This window comes from Arthrobacter sp. SlRoot2-15, from assembly GCF_059739345.1.
The window spans coordinates 1,067,809-1,083,743 of the sequence record NZ_AP046058.1; the positions used below are offsets into that span (position 1 = coordinate 1,067,809).

Below are 15,935 nucleotides of genomic sequence, written 5' to 3' on the forward strand. Positions count from 1 at the left end.
GACGAACGGTGGCGTTACTTTCCGAGTCCCGCTTTCCGGAGCGCCTCGGCCATCGCGGTGTTGGCCCGCGCCGGAACCGGCTGCGATTTCTCCGGTCCCCCGGCGGTAGGCCGCGAGGCTTGCTTGGGCTGGTCCGGCCGCCCCGCAGAGCCCGCCGGTTCGTCGTCGAGCCGCAGCGTCAGCGAGATGCGCTTGCGCTCCGGATCGGCCTCCAGCACCTTGACCCGAACCACCTGGCCGGACTTGACCACCTCGCGCGGGTCGGCGACGAACCGGTTGGCCAGCGCGGACACGTGCACCAGCCCGTCCTGGTGCACGCCGACGTCGACGAACGCGCCGAACGCCGCCACGTTCGTGACGGTCCCCTCCAGCACCATGCCGGGTCTGAGGTCGGAGATCTTCTCGATGCCCTCCAGAAATGTCGCCGCAGCAAACGCCGGACGCGGGTCCCGGCCGGGTTTTTCCAGCTCGGCGATGATGTCCCGCACGGTGGGCAGGCCGAACGATCCGTCCACGAAGTCCTGCGGGTTGAGCGCGGACAGGTCCCGGACCGCCCCGGCGGCGGCCTTGATTTTCCGCGCCAGCGGGTAGGCCTCCGGGTGCACGCTGGAGGCGTCCAGCGGCTCCGCTCCCCCGGTGATCCGCAGGAAGCCGGCGCACTGCTCGAACGCCTTGGCGCCCAGCCGCGGCACCTTCTTCAGCTCGCTGCGCTTGCTGAACGGACCGTGCTCGTTCCGGTAGGCCACGATGTTCTCGCTCAGCAGCGGCCCGACGCCGGCCACCCGGCTCAGCAGCGCGGGCGAGGCGGTGTTGACGTCCACCCCGACGGCGTTGACGCAGTCCTCGACGACGGCGTCGAGGCTCCGGTCCAGCTTCGCCGCCGTGACGTCGTGCTGGTACTGCCCGACGCCGATCGCTTTCGACTCGATCTTGACCAGTTCCGCGAGCGGGTCCTGCAGCCGCCGGGCGATCGACACCGCGCCGCGCAGTGACACGTCCATGCCGGGCAGTTCGGCCGCGGCGAGCGCCGACGCGGAATACACCGACGCGCCGGCCTCAGAGACCACAAGCTTTTGCGGCGCGCTGCCGGCTCCGGCACCGAGCTGCTTGATCAGCTCGGCCGCGAGCTTGTCCGTCTCCCGCGAGGCGGTGCCGTTGCCGATCGCGACGAGTTCAACGCCGTGCTTGCGGGCGAGGCCCACGAGCGTGCGCAGCGCCTCGTCCCACTTCCGGGCCGGGGCGTGCGGGTAGACCGTGTCGGTCGCGACCACCTTGCCGGTGCCGTCCACCACCGCCACCTTCACGCCGGTGCGCAGCCCCGGGTCCAGGCCCAGGGTGGCCCGGTTGCCGGCGGGCGCCGCGAGCAGCACGTCACGGAGGTTGGCGGCGAACACCCGCACGGCTTCGTCCTCGGCCGCGGCGAACATCCGGCTGCGCAGGTCGCCGCTGAGCCGGCTGAGTACCCGGGAGCGCCACGCCTGCTGCGCCGTCTGCAGCAGCCACGCGTCGGCGGGCCGGCCGCGGTCGGCGACCCCGAGGAATCTGGCCACGGCGGCCTCGTACCGGCCGCGCGCGGCGGCCAGGGCGGCGTCGTCGTCCGGTTCCGCTTCGGACAGATCCAGCTCCAGCACGCCGTCCTTTTCGCCGCGCAGCAGCGCGAGGACCCGGTGCGAGGGCATCCCGGACGGCGCCTGGGAGAACTCGAAGTAGTCCTTGAACTTCTGCCCCTCGGTTTCCTGGCCCTTCTTGACGCGCGAGACCATCCGGCCCTGGGTCCAGAGCCGCTCCCGCAGTGTGGCGGCAAGGTCGGCGTCCTGGGCGACGCGCTCGACCAGGATGGACCGTGCCCCGGCCAGCGCGGCGGCGGCGTCTCCGATGGAGTGCTCGGCGTTCACGTATTTGGCGGCTTCGCGTTCCGGGTCCAGCTCGGGGCGCTGGAGCAGGGCGTCGGCGAGCGGCTCCAGGCCGGCCTCCCGGGCGATCTGGGCCTTGGTGCGCCGCTTGGACTTGAATGGCAGGTAGATGTCCTCCAGCCGGGACTTCGTGTCGGCGCCGACGACGGCGGCCTGCAGTTCGGGCGTCAGCGCACCTTGGGCGGCGATCGCTTCGAGGACGGTCCGGCGGCGGTCCTCCAGCTCGCGCAGGTAGCGCAGCCGCTCCTCGAGCCCGCGGAGCTGGGTGTCGTCCAGGGTGCCGGTGGCTTCCTTCCGGTAGCGGGCGATGAACGGCACGGTGGACCCGGCGTCGAGCAGCTCCACGGCGGCCTTCACCTGCCAGGGCTGTACGCCGAGCTCGGCGGCGATCTGGGTCTCAATCGGGGTGGTCTTGGCAGGGTGCTGCGGGAGTTGGCTCACCCAGCCATTTTGCCTTACCCGACTCCGGCGCCCGGCGTCCCCGTGGCGGTCGCGGGTTCCTGCACGTCCTGGACCACCTCGTTGTGGCGCAGGAACCACGGCTTGAACGGCGGGTCGAACCGGGCGAAGCGTGGCGGGCCCACGGCCGTCAGCCCGGCGAGGGCAAGCGCCGCCTGCAGGCCGTCGGTGTGCCGTTCGAAGGCCGCCTCCGAGCCGCTGCCCGAGAAGCGTACGGCCGCGGCGAGGGAGCCGGGTACCGCCCGGATCTTGACGTCGGGGTTGGCCGGGACCGGCGCTGTCTGGGCGGTCAGGCCCGCGGGCAGGACAAAGGCGACCACAAAGTCGGCTGGTTCGTCCTTGCCCGGCAGCGGGCCGCTTTGAAGCACCGGGGCGGTCATGGCCACCTTCTGCGGTGTCCCCTGCGATCCGGTTCCCTGGATGACCGGGGCCGTCATCGCCAGCTTCTGCGAGGCGGTGTTCTTGCCGCTGATGTAGTTGAACAGGTGGCGGAAAGCGGCGTTGCCGGCACGGTCAAAGCTCGCGGTGACGCGTATTTCGGCGACGACGTGCGCGGGATAGCGGCGCAACTCGAAGTGCGGGTAGCGCTGGAGCAGTTCAAACGGTTGCTGTTCGGTCATGGTTTTGTCGACCCTACGCCGCTCCCGCGCCGGCGGCCAGAGTCTGGGTGTCAGAGGGCTTTGGTAGCTTGACAGCAGAGACATCGATCAGCGGCGGATCCATCAATCAAAGCGGGGCACAGTGTTTTTCCTTGAACCGGAAGTACCCGGCGCGGCACCGGATTTGGTCTACTCCGCGAGCGACCTCGTGGTGGCGGTGGACTGCGAGTACCAGCTGCTGAGGAAGCTCGATGAGAAGCTCGGCCGCGCCCCCAAGGCCGACTTCGGTACCGACGAGATGCTCAAGCACGCGGCGGACCTGGGCGAGGTGCACGAGCGCAAGGTCCTGGCCGGCTTCATCGAAGAATTCGGGACCTGGGATCCGGCCCGCGGGCGCGGTGTGTACGACGTCGTTCCCGCCAAATCCATGGACCGCGCCACCCTGCTGGCCAAGCACCACGAATCGATCGAGGCGCTGCGCGCGGGCGCCGACGTCGTGTTCCAGGCCGCCTTCTTCGACGGGCAGTTCCACGGCCGCTCCGACTTCCTGGTGCGCCAGCCCGACGACGGCTACGCCGTGTTCGACACCAAGCTCGCCCGCCACGCCAAGGTGACCGCCCTGCTCCAGCTCGCCGCGTACGGCGACCAGCTCCTGAAGGCCGGCATCCCGGTGGATCCTGCGGTGACGCTTGTGCTGGGCGCCACCGTGCAGCTGGCCAGCGGCGGCTTCGACTACGTCCGGAGCCACCACAAACTCGCCGAGATCCTGCCGGTGTTCCGGGAGCGGCGCGAGCGCTTCCTGGCCCTGACCGCCGCGCACATCGCCGGGGCCGCCACCGTCCGGTGGGGCGCGGATGGCGTCACCGCCTGCGGCCGCTGCGACTACTGCCAGGAGCAGGTCAAAGCCACCGACGACCTGCTCCTCGTCGCCCGGATGAACTCGGTGCAGCGCAAGAACCTGCATGGGCTCGGCATCCACACGGTCACGGAACTCGCGCACGCCACGCTCGTCAAGCCCACCCCCGTGCTTGAGCGGCTGCAGGAACAGGCCCGGATCCAGAGCGGCGCCGGCCCGGCCGACGGCGAGGTGCGGTACGTCAAGGATGGCGAGGAGCACACCCTGCGCTACGCGGTCATGGCGCGGAACACCCTGGCCGAACTGCCGCCGCCGAGTCCCGGCGATATCTTCTTCGATTTCGAGGGCGATCCGCTGTGGCAGGAGAGCGACACGGGGGTGTGGGGGCTGGAGTACCTGTTCGGCGTGATCGAGGCGCCCACCGGGCCAGGCGCTCCGGGGATGTTCCGGCCGTTCTGGGCGCACAGCCGGGCGGCTGAGAAACAGGCCTTCCTGGAGTTCCTGGACTACGTGGAGAAACGCCGGCGGGACTACCCGGACATGCACGTCTACCACTACGCCGCCTATGAGAAGACGGCGCTTCGCAAGCTCTCGGTGCAGCACGTCGCGGGCGAAGACATCGTGGACGAGTGGCTCCGCGAGGGGCTGCTGGTGGACCTCTACCAGACGGTCCGCAACAGCATCCGAATCTCGGAGAACTCGTACAGCATCAAAAAGCTCGAGCCGCTCTACATGGGGGCCAACCTCCGGTCCGGCGACGTTAAGGACGCCGGCGCCTCCGTCGTGGCCTACGCCCACTACTGCGACGCGCGTGACGCCGGCCGGGTCGAGGAGGCCGCCGGGATCCTCGCGGGCATCTCCGATTACAACGAATACGACTGCCTCTCAACCCTGGAGCTGCGGAACTGGCTGCTGCGACGGGCCGGGGAACGCGGGATCACGCCGCGCGGCGGCTTTGGGCCGCTGGATTCGGCGAGCGCCGACACGGCGGACGTGGACGACGACGGCGCCTCCACGGACGCGGCGACCGCAGCAGGCCCGGCGGAGCAAGCCCTGCTGGCTTTTGCCGAGCCCGGAAGCGGCCTGCCCGAGACGGACCGCAAAGCCGTCGCGATGCTGGCCGCGGCCGTGAGCTACCACCGCCGGGAGCGCAAGTCGTTCTGGTGGGCTCACTTCGACCGGTGCGAGCAGGGCCCGGACGCACATCAGCGGGACCGCAACGTTTTCCTGGTCGAATCCGCTGAGGTCCTCGACGACTGGCAGCAGGAAGGCAGGAAGCTCCCGGAGCGTCGGGTCAAGCTGACCGGCACGGTGACCCCGGGCTCGGACCTGCGGGAGGGCAGCACCTGGTTCCGCATGTACGACCATCCGCTTCCCGCCGGGCTGGAAGGCACCGGCAAGCACGGGGCCGGCCGGAACGGATGGTTCGGCACGGAGGTCCTGGAACTGGGCGACGAGGACGGCCAGGACACCGTCATCATCCGGGACCGCCTGCACCGGAACATCCCGGCCCACAATGAGCTGCCCATCGCGCTGACCGAGAACCAGCCGCTCGCCACTAAAAGCCTGGAGCAGGCGCTGGAGTCCCTGGCTGCTACGGTGGCCGTCGGACTGGGCTCCGGGGCCCTCCCCCGCCACCCGGCCCTTGACCTGGTCCGGCGGCTGCCGCCCCGGCTGGCCTCCGGAGCATCCCTGCCGCAGCCGGGCGACGGAGCGGACCCCTTCATCGACGCCATCACGGCGGCGGTGCTGGACCTCGATCACTCCTACCTCGCCGTGCAGGGTCCCCCCGGAACCGGCAAGACCCATGTGGGCTCCCACGTCATCGCCCGGCTGGTGGCCCGCGGCTGGAAGGTCGGCGTCGTCGGCCAGTCCCACGCAGTGGTGGAGAACCTGCTGACCACCGCTGTCTCCACGGCCGGCGTTGATCCGGAGCTTGTAGCCAAGGACGTCAAGCACAGCAATCCCTTGCCGTGGGCGTCGCGTTCCGCCGGTGATGTGGCGGCGCTGCTGGGCTCCGGCGGCGGTGCCCTGATCGGCGGCACGGCCTGGACCATGACCGGCGCCGGCGTCCCGGCCGGCTCGCTGGATCTGCTGGTGATCGACGAGGCCGGCCAGTTCTCCCTGGCCAACACGCTCGCGGTGGCCCAGGCGAGCAGCCGCCTGCTCCTGCTCGGCGACCCGCAGCAGTTGCCGCAGGTGAGCCAGGGCAGGCACCCGGAGCCGGTGGACGAATCGGCCCTCGGCTGGATCTCGGCAGGGCACGCCACGCTCCCGCCGGAGCTGGGCTACTTCCTGGCCGACTCGTGGCGGATGAACTCCAAGCTGTGCCTGGCCGTCTCCGAGCTGTCCTACGAGGGCCGTCTGCACTCCGCGCCGTCCGCGGACCTGCGGCGCCTCGACGGAGTTCCCGCCGGGATCGAGACGGTGATGGTGCCGCACAGTGGCAATACGACGTCGTCCCCGGAGGAGGCCGCCGAGGTAGTCCGGCAGGTGCGGCTTCACCTGGGGCTGGCCTGGCACACCCCGGACGGCTCGCGGCCGCTCGAGGCCGCCGACGTCCTGGTGGTGGCTGCCTACAACGCCCAGGTGAACCTCATTCGCGAGGCGCTGGACCGGGCCGGTCTGTCCGGGGTGCGGGTGGGCACCGTGGACAAGTTCCAGGGGCAGGAAGCGGCGGTGGTGATCGTCTCGATGGCCTGCTCCGCCGTGGCCGAGGCGCCGCGGGGCATGGAGTTCCTGCTCTCCCGCAACCGGATCAATGTGGCGGTCTCGCGCGGGCAGTGGCGCGCCGTCGTCGTTAGGGCCCCGGAGCTGACGAACTACCTACCGCTTCACCCGGAGGGCCTGGAGCAGCTCGGCGGCTTCATCGGCCTCTGCCAAAGGTCCGCGCCGGCGTCACCCTAGGGACATGCCCATTCTTGGCCGCCAGCACTGGACATGCCCATCTTCTAAGCACGCCATTGGACATGCGCTTCGCTTTCGAGCCGCTCAGCGGGACATGCCCATTCTTGGCCGCCACCGCTGGACATGCCCATCTTCTGGGTGCGCCATTGGACATGCACTTCGGTTTCGAGCCGGTCGGCGGGACATGCCCATTCTTAATTGCGAACAGTGCACAGAATAGGATTATGTCCACTGTTCGCGGCATGCAATGGGCATGTCCCGCCCGAGATTGAGCCGGGGCGGCGCTGCTAGTTCTGGTAGGCCGGGTAGTCGGTGTAGCCCTCGGCGCCGTCGGTGTAGAAGGTCGCCGCATCCGGCTCGTTGACGGGGAGGCCTTCGCGCCAGCGTCGCACCAGATCCGGGTTGGCGATGGCGGGACGCCCGACGACCACACCGTCAGTGTGCCCGTCCGAGACCAAGGACTTGGCTTCTTCCGCAGTGGTGATGACGCCGAAGCCGGTGTTCAGGAGGAAGGTGCCGGCAAAGCGCGTGCGCAGGTCCTGGACCAGCTCGCTGGTGGGCTCCTTGTGAAGGACGCTGAGGTAGGCAAGCTTCAGCGGCGCCAGGGCGTCCACCAGGTAGCCGTACGTTTCGCGGACATCGGCGGCGTCCAACTCTAGGGCGCCCTGGACATTGTGCTCGGGTGAGATGCGAATGCCAACCCGGTCCGCGCCAATGGCATCGACCACGGCCTGGACAGTCTCGATCACAAAACGCGCCCGGTTTTCAGCTGAGCCGCCGTAGTTGTCGTCACGCTGGTTCGCAGCCGGCGTCAGGAATTCGTGCAGCAGGTAACCGTTCGCGGAGTGAAGTTCGACGCCGTCGAACCCGGCCTCGATCGCGTTGCGCGAGGCCCGGACGAACTCCTCACGGATGCCGGGCAGCTCGTCGAACGTCAGGGCCCGCGGAACGGGGAACGCCTGCTTGCCCTCGTAGGTGCGGGTGACGCCGTCGATGGCGATGGCGCTCGGGGCGACAACCTCGTGGCCACCGGTGGTGTCCTCATGTGTAACGCGGCCGGCGTGCATGACCTGGGCGAAGATCCGGCCGCCCTCGGCGTGCACTGCGGCGGTAACGTCAGCCCAGCCCTTGAGCTGTTCCTCGGTGACGAGGCCAGGCTGGCCCGGGAAACCGCGTCCGGCGGGGCTCGGAAAGGTACCTTCGCTGACAATCAGGCCGAGCGAGGCGCGCTGCCGGTAATGCTCCACCACCAGCGGTCCCGGGATGCCTTCCCGGCCGGAGCGGAGGCGGGTCAGCGGCGCCATCACGAGTCGGTTCGGGGCTTCCAGTTGTCCGATGGTCAGGGGGGAAAACAGCATGCGCAGTTCCTTTCACAGTGGATTTTGTCCACTGGCGGAAACTCCGCGGCGCCTGCAACTATTCCGGCTGAGACTCGGATCACGCCCCGATCAGCGCGAGGGCTGCGACGCTCCCGGGCACCCCTGGCCTTGCGGATTCTTGAGGCAGTCGTCCGCATAATTGCGGGTGATGGACCGCCACACGCTGACGGTTTGGGGTGCGGAGCTGAACTGCCCTTGGCCGGGGATAGGCAGCGGCGGGCCGCCGTTCACGGAGTACGTTCCCTGGAAATGGGTGGTCAGCACCACGGAGAAGTCGCCGGTTTGCGTGTAGACGTGGCTGGTGGCCGTCTTCTCGCCCCATCGGTCCTGGGGCAACGAGCCGCCCGACGTTGTCGTGGGCCCCAGCGAGGTGCCGTCACCGTAGTTCCAGGAGTACTGGACGGGTTTGGCATCTACATGGACATCCTGAGCGAGGATCTTGATGTCGAACTGCTGCGGATCCGCTTCTGCGAAGAAGTTTGTTTCCGCACCGCGAAGAGTATGCGGGCTGGGTTGCGCGGTTGCTTTGCCGGCGGCGATTGGAAGTTTTTGGAACTCCGTTTGAATTAGGGCTGCGATGCGCGGCAGCAACTCTTCAGGCCGCGCATCAAACAGGCACGTTGGGCCGGAATGAAAGGTCCAGACCGGATTCGGCACCCCCGCGGGAGCCTTGAGCCAGACGACGGGAATCCCCTCAGTACCGTCGGGTCCGTTCTTGCAATCCACGATTACCGCCAGACACTCGGTGTCAAAGTCACCGCCGCCAAGGTGGCACTGGAGCTCGTACTTGTATTGATTCGGGTCATTGAAAACTGAACCCGCGGGGCTCCAAACGAAGCCACCCTTAATTGGATCGATTATCCAGCCCCCGATGTCGACCGTATCTTCGCCCCAATCACCAGTTATCGGCGGTGTCTGCCCGTCCACGGGCGCGATGAGGCTCCCCATCGAACTTGCGAGAGTCCACACGGCCCAGAGAACGACAGCCCTCCAATACGTTCGCATTACGCTAGCCAACGATCGGTTGGATGTTGTTTACGTACCACGATCCGCCCTTGTATTGGGCCAGCATTAAATTGCCGGTGTCATCTGGTTTGGGAGTGGAACGATACATAGTGCCATCAGGATTGAAATAGGAAATCGCCGATTGGGACACCTGAATTGCAACCTGGTAGTTTCCTTGCGTGTCGGCCCGAAACGTCGTGCTGACAGATGGAGTCTGAGTCCGACCTCCTACCAACCAGCGCCCATCGGCGTGCCACCCAGTGATGACGGTCTTCGCTTTCTCGCAGGACCGGCATTCGGTGCTCGTTATGGCGACGAGCCGGGACGTGTCGCCAGTCTCATAACCGTAGCTGAGGAGCTCAAACCAGTACCGCGCGAAGGCCTCCAGCCCTTCCTTCGTCTCCGCTTTCGCCGCCTCTGGGAGCACGGGGACCGGGACGTTTTGTGCCCGGCCCGAGGCATCCGCCGGCTTGTAGCTGGCGGTCGGTGTCGGCGTCGGGGTCGGCGTCGGGGTTGCGGAACCCGAAGAGGAAGCCGGACCGCTACTGACCGTAACGCCGGGCGGAGGTTGGCCGCCGGTGCAGGCCGTTGCCGACAGAACGGCGGCGATAAGCAGTGCGGCTGCGGCTATGTGCCTGCGGCTGGAGATTGGAATGCGAGATGTCATGTTCAGCTAATCCCCCGATAGAAATCAAGACGCCCTGAATCCAAACAATGCCTAAGGGTAACTGAGAACGCCGTCGGGCCGTAAGAGTTATCCACAGCCCGTTTTTCGAACGGCGCGAGTCCGGCTGGCCGGGTCCCTCGGCGCGGCTTATGCTCCTCCTAGTTGGCGCCATGTCCCGGGTCGCTGCAGGATGCTGGGGAAGCTTGGCCGTACCCAAGTTCCTAGCGCCGAAGACCGGGGCCCGCAGCGAGGCTTTCAGTTCCTTACGCCTCTGGCATTTTTCTACGCCGGATAGAACAATGAGCCCATGATGTTCGAACACGCAGAAGGCAGCCCGATCCTGACCCTGACCGAGGACCAAATCTGGAAACTCATCGAAGGGACCAAACACGGCAGACTCGTCGTCACCGTGGCTGGGGAACCGGACATTTTTCCGGTGAATTACGCGGTTAGTGACCGGAAGGTCTATCTGCGCACCGCGCCCGGCAACAAACTCGCCGAATTGACCATCAATTCCAAGGTGCTGTTCGAAACGGACGGCATTCTCTCCGAGGAGGCATGGTCGGTGGTGGTCCGCGGCACGGCTCGAGCCCTCGAGCAGTCGTCCGAGATTGCGGCCGCGGAGGCGCTGGGGCTCAAACCGTGGGTGCCGACGCTGAAAGACTTCTACGTCGAGATTGAGCCGACGTCGGTCAGCGGCCGCCACTTCCAGTTCGGGGAACACCCCGAGCGGGAGATCTAGGCCAGGGCGCCGCCAAGACCCTGCTGCCCGGCACCCCCAACGACCCCGCCGCCAAGACCCCCTCCAACCGCCGCCAGCTAGCCGCGGCCTAGACTTAAACCATGGCGGACAGTCTGACCCCGGAGCGGCGCAGCTGGAACATGTCCCGCATCCGCGGCAAGAACACCAAACCGGAGCTGCTGGTCCGCCGGATGCTCCACGCCAAGGGCTACCGCTACCGGCTCCACGGCACGGCCCGCGGCGGCAGGCTTCCCGGCAACCCCGATCTGGTCTTTGCCGGTCGCCACAAGGTCATCTTCGTCAATGGCTGCTTCTGGCATTTCCACGGCTGCCGGGTCGGGCAGCACGCGCCAAAATCCAACGCCGAGTTCTGGGAGACCAAGCGGACCCGCACCCGGAACCGCGACGCCGAACAGCGGCGCCTGCTCGAGAGCTCGGGCTGGGAGGTGCTCACGGTCTGGGAATGCGAGCTGAAGGACCTTTCCGCCCTCGAGCAGCAGCTGGACACCTTCCTAGGCGCACGTGCCCCGCGACGCGGAAATAATTCGTACGCGACATCCGAAATGTAATCGCGGATCCCGGTAATCTCAGCAGCACCGGCGAGGCAGCCTTCGACTAGTCATCGTAATTGCCTCGCCGCCTACCCGAGACAGACTGGGCCGCCTGGGCTAAACTCGAAACTCGGGGACTAGGACTCTATTGGTCAGTACGTGGGGGTACTACGAACTCCGCAGGAGAAGCAAGATGCCACATTTGTTGTTGTCCACCGAGACCCGCACACGGCACGCTGAGCGGAGCCCCGAGACATCAGAAGATCTGGAGCCTCTGCGCAGGCAAGTGTCCGCCATCATCGACGCAATCCTCTCGGAAACCAAACCCGAAGAGGCCCTCGTCCGTGAACAGCTCCGCTGGCACGTAGCCAACAATCCCGGCCAGCCCGAGAAGGCGCTGCTGAACCACCTGCTCTCCATCTCCACAACCGTGCAGGACGACACCGCCTAGGCTCCCCCGGGAACCGGCACTCAGCGGCTGATCGCAGCCTGCCGCACCACTTCGCCCCACGACTGTTGTGCCAGGTCCGCCACGGAGGCCAGGATTTCCGCCGGAGGCAAGGACAGGTCCAGCGGGAATTCCACCACGTCGATGTCCGTGTTGAGGATCCGCCGAAGTTTGATCTCGCCCGCGCCCGCGTAGACCAGCCATGCCGTCGGCACCCGCAGCGAGGTGCAGTACGCCAGCATCCGGTAGTGGTCAGCGGACAGGGAGGCGCCGACGTCGGACGCCGCCTTGTACTTCGCGTCGTACACCATCACGGGCCGGCCCCCGAGCAGATGCACCGCGCCCGGTTGCACCATGATCCGGTCGGAATCCCGCACCGCCTCGTTGAGCATCGAGTTGTAGCGCAGCCGCATCTCCCCCGGGTGCGCCGCCATGGCCTCCCGCAGCGCGGTGCCGACAAAGTCCTCGAAAACTTTGGACATGTCCACCACAAACGACGCCGAGTGCTGCTTGCCGTCCCCGGCCTCGGCCGAGGCGTTGCGCAGGATCACCTCGGCGAGCCGCAGGGCCGCGTGGTAGCGGGTGTTCATCCGGCTGGCCCGCCACGGCGGCAGCGGGGCGCCGGACTGCAGGCGCGTCACGGCGTCGAGCTTGCCCTTCAACCGCCGCAACCGGCTGAGCACATCGGCCCGCACACCGGGCACCTGCGACATCCGCTCCAGGGCTGCACGCAGGATGCGGTTTTCCGGGATGTCCTCGGTGAATTCGTCATAGGAGACCTCCAGCGGCACCAGCATCCCGGGCCGGCGCGAGATCTGGTCCGAGATCCGGATCCGGCCCTTGACGGTGCGGAGCGACTCGTCGACGTTCAGGTACCCCTGGAGCACGCCGCGGCTCAGCGCCCGGTCCGCGAGCTGGGCCAGTGACTCGGCCAGGGCGCTCCAGAGGTCAGTGTCTTCGACGGCGGCCACGGCGTCATCCCGGAAACCCTGGTTCTCCGTGTAGCCGAGCAGGAAGAGCAGGCGCCCGAGCCCCAGCCGTTCCTTGGGCCGGACCTCCAGCTGCACGGAGGGGGTCCGCACGGACCCGACCTTGCCCACCGGTTCGATCCGGAACAGGCCCATGCCCAGCGGCGAGGCCTTGGCCAGGCCGCTGCCGTTGATGTACGCGGCGCTGCCGGCGTCGATCCGCTCCACCACTCCCCCGGACAGCTCGTCCAGGACAATGTGGCGGACGGCGCCGGCCAGGGCGGGACTAGACGCGCGCAAGGCGGGCCAACAGCTGCTCCAGGCCGAACCGCTCCTCCAGCTGCGCCCGGTTCAGCTGGCCGTGGTAGTGCTCCTCGAGCAGCGGCATCAGCTCGTACTTCCAGATCCGGCGCAGCCCGGTGGGGGTCTGGGCGGCCTTCTTCATGAAGTAGGACGGCCCGATCATCAGGTCGCGGTCCCACTCGTCGATGGCGTTGTTCAGCTCATCGAGCAGCAGCGCCGGCGTGGTGTCCAGCTCGCGGGCCTGCAGGAAGCGCAGCAGCGTTCCCTTCACCGGCTCGGTCTTGGGGTGCAGCTCGATGAAGGAGAACCGGCGGCGGATGGCGGCATCCATCATCGCGATGGAACGGTCGGCGGTGTTCATGGTGCCGATGATGTACAGGTTGTCCGGCAGCGAGAACGGCTCGGTGGGGCTGTACTGCAGGTAGATGCGGTCGTCGCGGTATTCGAGCAGGAAGTACAGTTCGCCGAAGACCTTGGCCAGGTTGGCGCGGTTCATCTCGTCGATGATCAGGAAGTACGGTTTGCTCTCGTTGCCGGGCTTCGCAGCCTCCTCGGCCAGCCGGCGCAGCGGTCCGGCGACCAGTTTGAAGGACACCTGGCCCTCGTCGGTCTTGTCCGGGCGGTAGCCCTCGAAGAAGTCCTCGTAGGCGTAGGAGGGGTGGAACTGGACGAGTTTGACCCGTTCGTCGCCGGTGTCGCCGGCCAGCTCGGCCGCGAGGTGCTTGGCCAGGTAGGTCTTTCCGGTGCCGGGAGGACCGTACAGGACCAGCTGGCGGTTTTCCTCGAGCAGCTCGGCGATTTCCTGCAGGGGCTCGAGGTCCATGTGCAGGGACGCCGCGAACTCGGCCGTCAGCGGCCGGAAACCCTCACAGGGTGGTTCGACGACGGCGTCCGGCTCGGCACCGTCCTCCGGTTCCGATTCGGCTTCGGCCGGGAGCAGCGTGTCGAGCGCCTGGATCACCCTGGTAACGTCCACGATCAGCCCGGAGCTGGCCAGCTGGCGCTGCACATGTCGGGGCAGGTCGGCCGTCGAGTGGACCTCGTCGAACCAGCGGACCTTGCGGCGCAGCCGGCGGTTGTCCTCGTGGTGCTCAGGTTCGCCCAGCACCACGCCCACGCGGACGGCGCCGGAGTGCTGGTAGAGCGTGAGGTCGCCCGGTTTCATCACGGTCAGAAACGCGAAGATGGCGGTCTTGGTGTCCTCGCGCTCCACATAGCTCAGGTGCTTGTAGTCCTCGTCCACGGCGTGCTGCACCACGCCCGCGGTCACGCCCGGGTCCAGCAGGCGGAGGTGCTCGACGTCGAGCGTCACGGCTTCCTCGTCCTGCCACGCGGCGAGCAGCTCGGCATTGTCGTGGTGGCTGCGCAGCAGCCAGGCGCGGCGGCCGGGATCTCCCACCTTCCGCCACTGGCTGACTAGCTGCCGGGAGTACCAGTCGATCCGTTGCCCGGCCTGTTCGTCCAGATGCAGCCGGATGCGGTGGATGTCGGCGGACACTTCCTCGTCGGAGTCACCCTTGGCACCGCCGACCAGCGAGGCGAAGGCGTCGCGGATTTCCTGGCGTTCGACGTCGGCCACGACGGGTTCGAAGTAGCCGGGCCAGACCAGGAACTCGATGCTCCGGCGGATGGCCGGCTGGTCCTCGGGGGTGCCGGCGGTCAGGTTGTGGAACGCCAGCGGGTCCGTGAGGGCTGCCTGCACTGCGGCGGTGGGCTGGTTGTCGACGTGGGCGACGAAGCGGCAGAGCCATTTCAGGTGGTCCCAAATGGTCCAATTAAATTCCGCGGTGCGGTCCCGGATCACGCCGTGGTCCGTCATCCCGGCGTAGAGCTCCTCCGGGAGTTCCAGCGGCGGCTCCAGCCAGGACGCGGATTCGGCGACCCGGGCGCGCTTGACCTTGAGCGACTTCACCTCATGGGCCAGCGGCAACGACTGCAGGAACAGCAGTTCCACGGCCAACTGCTTGGCTCCGCGCGACGCCCCCTCAAGGTTCTGCCGGAGGTTGGTCATCATGGGTGCCTTAGGGTCAGCGGCGCCGGCTTCCAGGCGTTCGAGCAGCTCGACGGCAGCATCCGCGGTCCACGTCATGGTGCGCCCGTCCAGGGCCGACGGCTGGCCGTGCAGGCCCGGGCCCAGGACGAACCAGGCCGCGTCCTCGATCTCTTTTGAGATGCCGAGGGCGCGGTGCATGGCGGTCTTTGGCGATGGGGTCATGCAATCAATTTACAGCCTAAAACTGAACGAAGGCATAACGGGCGGGCATGAGTTACCTGGCAGTAGCTTCCGCGGCCTACCGTCGGCGCCGGGCCCGGAGCGCCCCGGCGACGCGGCCGGCTGGGACTTACTTCGCGGCCGGGCGGCGCTTGACGCCGTAGGTGAAGTAGGTGCCCGGGCCGACGAAGTTGATGAGTGTGGCGGCCCGCCACAGGGCCTTGCTGCCGCGGATTTCCTCCGCCGGGCGCCGCGAGATGTCGCGCTGGGCGGCGACCAGGAGGGAGAGCTGGACCACGGCCGCCGTGATGGTGCCGAACTTCGCCATCGGCGAGAGTTCTTTCCAGGTTTTCTTCCGTGCCCTCGTCTTGCTTCGCTTGGCCATGAGCCCTGCTCCTTGCTTCGAGTGTCCAGACAACCGGGTTCAGGCATCCCCCGGGCCTGATCAGTCTAGGACCGATCCCGGCGGCGAGGTAGGGCCTAGCGGGTCTGGTGGGCGGCCATAAAAGGGGCGAGCTTGGCCTTCTGCTCGGGGGTCAGGCGAAGGACCCGTCCGGTGGCCTCGTCCACGAACGCCAGGTGGCTGCTGGCCTTGACGCAGTCCTCGCCGGTCACGGGATCCTGGACGAGGTAGTGGATGTCGAAGCTGGCACCCTTGACCGCACCAATCCAAAGCTGCACGACGGCGGGCACGTTGCGGTATTCCAGCGTCCGGACGTAGCGGATCTTGTGTTCCACAACGAGCGCCAGCGTCCCCTCCGGGACCTCGTTGAACAGGGACACCTCAGGTTCGACGCCGGGGAAGCCGGCCCCGCGGGGCGGCCCGAACGCGGCGATCCGGGCCTCCTCCAGGATCCGGACGAGCTGGACGTTGTTGATGTGGCCGTAGGCATCCATGTCGCCCCAGCGCATCGGCACCTTGACCT

At 67.6% G+C, this 15,935-nt stretch carries 13 protein-coding genes; 4 read left to right on the plus strand and 9 right to left on the minus strand.

Annotation, left to right across the window (positions count from 1 at the left end):
* Positions 1-14 precede the first annotated feature (14 nt).
* Both AC6I9V_RS04795 and AC6I9V_RS04800 read right to left on the minus strand, forming a co-directional pair.
* Positions 15-2,354, minus strand: coding sequence for a Tex family protein (locus AC6I9V_RS04795; RefSeq protein ID WP_349413105.1), 2,340 nt, complete (start codon positions 2,352-2,354; stop codon positions 15-17).
* A gap of 14 nt (positions 2,355-2,368) precedes the next feature.
* Positions 2,369-2,992: an SOUL family heme-binding protein gene (locus AC6I9V_RS04800; protein ID WP_349413104.1), complete on the minus strand. Its 624-nt coding sequence runs from the start codon at positions 2,990-2,992 to the stop codon at positions 2,369-2,371.
* Positions 2,993-3,113: 121 nt separating this feature from the next.
* Here AC6I9V_RS04800 and AC6I9V_RS04805 point away from each other — a divergent pair, with 121 nt between their 5' ends.
* Entirely contained in the window at positions 3,114-6,734 is a 3,621-nt protein-coding gene (locus AC6I9V_RS04805; RefSeq protein ID WP_497898536.1) for a TM0106 family RecB-like putative nuclease, read from the plus strand.
* A gap of 287 nt (positions 6,735-7,021) precedes the next feature.
* Here the strand turns inward: AC6I9V_RS04805 and AC6I9V_RS04810 are convergent, their stop codons facing one another.
* The 3 genes from AC6I9V_RS04810 to AC6I9V_RS04820 form a co-directional block, all read right to left on the minus strand.
* Positions 7,022-8,092 carry an alkene reductase gene (locus AC6I9V_RS04810; protein ID WP_349413102.1) on the minus strand — a complete coding sequence of 357 codons (1,071 nt, stop codon included), beginning with the start codon at positions 8,090-8,092 and terminating at the stop codon, positions 7,022-7,024.
* 90 nt (positions 8,093-8,182) lie between these two features.
* Positions 8,183-9,040, minus strand: a complete 858-nt coding sequence (locus tag AC6I9V_RS04815; protein WP_349413101.1) for a PKD domain-containing protein — start codon at positions 9,038-9,040, stop codon at positions 8,183-8,185.
* A gap of 82 nt (positions 9,041-9,122) precedes the next feature.
* Complete coding sequence (locus AC6I9V_RS04820) at positions 9,123-9,785, minus strand: DUF6318 family protein (protein ID WP_349413100.1); 663 nt, start codon at positions 9,783-9,785, stop codon at positions 9,123-9,125.
* 307 nt (positions 9,786-10,092) lie between these two features.
* Here AC6I9V_RS04820 and AC6I9V_RS04825 point away from each other — a divergent pair, with 307 nt between their 5' ends.
* The 3 genes from AC6I9V_RS04825 (at position 10,093) to AC6I9V_RS04835 (ending at position 11,529) form a co-directional block, all read left to right on the plus strand.
* On the plus strand, positions 10,093-10,527 hold the full coding sequence (locus AC6I9V_RS04825; RefSeq protein ID WP_349413099.1) for a pyridoxamine 5'-phosphate oxidase family protein: 435 nt from the start codon (positions 10,093-10,095) through the stop codon (positions 10,525-10,527).
* Positions 10,528-10,628: 101 nt separating this feature from the next.
* Positions 10,629-11,096, plus strand: coding sequence for a very short patch repair endonuclease (locus AC6I9V_RS04830; RefSeq protein WP_497898537.1), 468 nt, complete (start codon positions 10,629-10,631; stop codon positions 11,094-11,096).
* A 268-nt stretch (positions 11,097-11,364) separates the two neighbouring features.
* Entirely contained in the window at positions 11,365-11,529 is a 165-nt protein-coding gene (locus AC6I9V_RS04835; RefSeq protein WP_349413097.1) for a hypothetical protein, read from the plus strand.
* Positions 11,530-11,549: 20 nt separating this feature from the next.
* Here AC6I9V_RS04835 and AC6I9V_RS04840 read toward each other — a convergent pair whose 3' ends face one another.
* From AC6I9V_RS04840 to AC6I9V_RS04855, 4 genes are all read right to left on the minus strand, one after another.
* The gene (locus AC6I9V_RS04840) at positions 11,550-12,794 is read right to left on the minus strand and encodes a 5-methylcytosine restriction system specificity protein McrC (RefSeq protein WP_497898538.1); all 1,245 of its coding nucleotides are present in this window, start codon (positions 12,792-12,794) and stop codon (positions 11,550-11,552) included.
* Positions 12,781-15,012 (minus strand): McrB family protein, encoded by a 2,232-nt coding sequence (locus AC6I9V_RS04845; RefSeq protein WP_497898539.1) that lies wholly within the window; start codon positions 15,010-15,012, stop codon positions 12,781-12,783. Before AC6I9V_RS04845 ends, AC6I9V_RS04840 begins: the two co-directional genes overlap by 14 nt.
* A 127-nt stretch (positions 15,013-15,139) precedes the next feature.
* Complete coding sequence (locus AC6I9V_RS04850; protein ID WP_497898540.1) at positions 15,140-15,394, minus strand: hypothetical protein; 255 nt, start codon at positions 15,392-15,394, stop codon at positions 15,140-15,142.
* A 95-nt stretch (positions 15,395-15,489) separates the two neighbouring features.
* Positions 15,490-15,921: an acyl-CoA thioesterase gene (locus AC6I9V_RS04855; RefSeq protein WP_497900255.1), complete on the minus strand. Its 432-nt coding sequence runs from the start codon at positions 15,919-15,921 to the stop codon at positions 15,490-15,492.
* Positions 15,922-15,935 lie beyond the last annotated feature (14 nt).